Raw genomic sequence first — 3,764 nt, 5'->3', positions numbered from 1 at the left:
TGAGCCGCTTCCGGCGCCGGTGCCCGACGTCCCGGCCGCCGTTCCGGTCGGCGTGAACGGTACGACGCCGTACACCGGCACCGCACCGTTCGCCCCGCCGACGTTCAACCCGGTCAACGGTGCGATGGTCGGGGTGGGCAAGCCGATCATCATCAACTTCCCGGGCCCGGTCGCCGACAAGGCGGCGGCCGAGCAGGCGATCAGTATCTCGTCGAGCCCGTCGGTGCCCGGCAAGTTCTACTGGATGACCCCCAGCCAGCTGCGCTGGCGGCCGCTGAACTTCTGGCCGGCCAACACCTCGGTGACCATCGACGCGGCCGGCACCCGGTCGAGCTTCCGCACCGGCGACTCGCTGATCGCCACCGCCGACGACGCCACGCACCAGATGACCATCACCCGGAACGGGGTGGTCGAGAAGACGTTCCCGATGTCGATGGGGATGTCGGCCGGGAAACACGAGACCCCCAACGGCACCTACTACGTGCTGGAGAAGTTCCCCACCGTGGTGATGGACTCGTCGACCTACGGGGTGCCGGTCAACTCGAACTGGGGCTACAAGGTCACCGTCAACGACGCGGTGCGGATCGACAACAGCGGCGGCTTCGTGCACAGCGCCCCGTGGTCGGTGGCCGACCAGGGCAAGCGCAACGTCAGCCACGGCTGCATCAACCTCAGCCCGGCCAACGCCAAGTGGTTCTACGACAACTTCGGCAGTGGCGATCCGGTCATCGTGAAGAACTCCGTCGGCAGCCACACCAAGCCCGACGGCTCGACCGACTGGCAGATGTAGCGGCCGCCCCCGCCGAACGTGCGCTCACGCGCACGCTCGACCGCCGAGCGTGAACACACGCGCACGTTCGGTGAGGAGGGGCGACGGCGTCAGTTCCAGATCCGCACCCGCGCCGCCGGATCCAGGTAGAGCGCATCGGTCGGGTCGACGTCGAAGGCGTCGTAGAAGGCGCCGAGGTTGCGGATCACCCCGTTGCAGCGGAACTCCGGCGGCGAGTGCGGATCCACGGCAAGCCGCCGGATGGCTTCGGCGTCACGGGATTTGGTCCGCCAGACCTGCGCCCAGCCGAAGAACACCCGCTGCACCCCGGTGAGCCCGTCGATCACCGGTGCCGGCCCACCGTCCAGGGCGAGCTGGTAGGCGAGCAGCGCGATGGATAGCCCGCCCAGATCGCCGATGTTCTCGCCGACGGTGAACGCCCCGTTGACATGGTTGTCGCCGCCTAGTGCACGCGGCGTGTAGGCCTCGTACTGGGCGATCAATGCCGCGGTCCGGCTGGCGAACTCGGTGCGGTCGTCGTCGGTCCACCAGTCGACCAGGTTCCCGTCGCCGTCGTACTTGGCGCCCTGGTCGTCGAAGCCGTGGCCGATCTCGTGGCCGATCACCGCGCCGATGCCGCCGTAGTTGGCGGCGTCGTCGGCATCCGGGTCGAAGAACGGCGGCTGCAGGATCGCGGCCGGAAACACGATCTCGTTCATCCCCGGGTTGTAGTAGGCGTTGACCGTCTGCGGCGTCATGAACCATTCGTCGCGGTCCACCGGCCCGCCCAGCTTCGCGAGTTCGCGATCGTGGTTGACCGCGCAGCCACGCTGGTAGTTGCCGTACAGGTCACCGCGATCGATGGTCAGCGCCGAGTAGTCTCGCCATTTCGCCGGATACCCCACTTTCGGGGTGAAGTTGTCGAGCTTGGCCAGCGCATGCTCCCGGGTGGCCGGCGTCATCCAGTCCAGCCGATCGATGCTGACCCGGTACGCCTCCCGCAGATTGGCCACCAGCTCGTCGATGCGGACCTTGGCCGCCGGCGGGAAATGACGTGCCACATAGAGCCTTCCGACCGCATCGCCCATCAGGCCCTCGACCGCGGCCACCGCCCGCTTCCACCGGTCGCGGATCTGCTCGGTACCGCTGAGCCGACGCCCGTAGAACTCGAAGTCCTGGCCGACCAGCGCGTCGGTGAGCAGCCCGGCGCGGGCGTTGAGCACCCGCCAGCGCGCCCAACGCTGCCAGTCGGCGAAATCGACGCTCGCCCAGAGTGCGGCGAAGGAGGTCAGGTAGTCCGGCTGGCGTACCACCAACTCGGCGATTAGGTCCGGCGCCCCGCCCAGGGCGTCCAGCCAGCCCGCCCAGTCGAAGCCGGGGGCCTCGCCGGGCAGGCCGGCGAAGGTGCGCAGGTTGTAGCTGAGGTCGGCGTCCCGGCGCTTGACCACGTCCCAGTGCGCCGCGGCCAGCCGGCCCTCCAGCGCGACAATGCGTCCCGCGGTGTCGGCGTGGTCGTCCGGGTCGCCGCCGTAGGTCAGCGCGAACATCACCGCGATGTGGCCCGGGTAGGCGGCCAGCACCTCGGCGTGCTGGGCGTCCCGGTAATAGGCCTCGTCCGGCAGCCCGATGCCCGACTGGGTCAGATGCAGCAGGTACCGGGTGGAGTCCTTCGAATCGGTGTCCACGTAACAACCGACCCCGCCGCCGACCCCGGTGCGCTCCAGGGTGCCGAGCGCCGCGGCCAGGGCGCCTCGGTCGGTGGCGGCGTCGATCACCGCCAACTCGTCGAGCAGCGGCGCGACACCGCGGTCCGCGACGGTCTGCTCGTCGAGGAAGCTGGCGTACAGGTCGCCGATGCGCTGCTCGTCGGTGCCGGGCGCGGGCGCGCTCTGGCTGGCCTCGGTGATCAGCTCGCGTACCTGCACCTCGGCCCGGTCGAACAGCGACCGGAACGCCCCGTCGGTGGCGCGGTCCGCCGGCATCTCGTACTCGGCCAGCCACCGGCCGTTCACATGGCCGAACAGATCATCCTGGGGGCGGATTGCGCTGTCGACATAACTCAGGTCGAGCCCGGAGCGGGCGGCTGCTGGCGTCACCCGGACATCCTTCCATGCTGCGGTGACGGACCGCGTCCCGACGACGCCAGGGGCCCCGCGCAGGTGCTCGGGGGTGGTGCACGCAGCTGAGCCGGGGCAGCTCCCCGGTGGCCTCGGCACCGAACGAGGTTGTCCCCGGCGACATCGGCCCGCGTCGGCCTCAGTGAGCATCGTGGCGACCTCGGTATCGATACGTTCTTTGGTCCGGTTGGCTTCCCGCGCCGCCGGACAGCCCATCTTGGTGCCATCGAGGGCGACCCGCCCGACATGGACCAACCTCGCCTGCGCGCAGAACCGCAGCGACCCGGTGAACACCGCCGCCACCGCCTCGTGATGGCGAGAACGGAAACGGGCGACCGTGGTGTGATCGGGCACCTGGTTGGCGGACATCACCCGCAAGGCGACATCAGAACCCCAGGATTTCTCGATCGCCCGCGACGACCGCACACCGATGCAGTAGACATACAGCATCAGCGCCACCGCCGCCGACGGCTCCTGGGCGGCCCGGCGCCAGCCATCGCTGCGGTTGGTCGCCGTAGACCGCCGACAGGTCCATCTGATCGACGCCACCGCAGCCAAACCAGTTCGAGGAGTGCGGAAAGCCAGTCGCGGGAACGTAACTGGTGGCTTACCCGATGCACCGAGGGTATTTCGCGGGCAGGTTTCATGATGCTTGCCGTCGAGTTGCCCCGGCCAGGTTTGTTAGCTAGGTTCAACTCTCAGCGGGCCCACATCGGCCGCTCCGGGTTCACTTCCTGCGATCCCGGTTGACCACACGAAAATATTACATGGAGGGCAAATTCTCTCGACTTTCGCGGTTATGCGGCGGCTGCGGCGCAGGCCAGTTCGTAGTCTCGGTATTTGTGGGGGTCGGGTTGAGCTGGGCCAACGCCGGTAAT

Annotated in this window: 2 protein-coding genes and 1 pseudogene; 1 reads left to right on the top strand and 2 read right to left on the bottom strand. The window is 68.6% G+C overall.

The window, feature by feature from the left end; translation table 11 throughout:
• Positions 1 to 790, top strand: a 790-nt coding sequence (locus tag AC2VNT_RS06425; protein ID WP_486946057.1) for a L,D-transpeptidase, incomplete at its 5' end; no start/stop codon positions are given.
• Positions 791 to 879: 89 nt separating this feature from the next.
• Here the strand turns inward: AC2VNT_RS06425 and AC2VNT_RS06420 are convergent.
• Positions 880 to 2,865, bottom strand: coding sequence for a M13 family metallopeptidase (locus AC2VNT_RS06420; protein ID WP_486946058.1), 1,986 nt, complete (start codon positions 2,863 to 2,865; stop codon positions 880 to 882).
• Between the two features lie 348 nt (positions 2,866 to 3,213).
• A pseudogene (locus AC2VNT_RS06415) lies at positions 3,214 to 3,435 on the bottom strand (transposase); the annotation flags it as partial.
• Positions 3,436 to 3,764: the final 329 nt, after the last annotated feature.

This window comes from Mycobacterium sp. TH-M15 (genome assembly GCF_057473705.1).
This window is presented reverse-complemented; position numbering and strand designations above follow the sequence as displayed.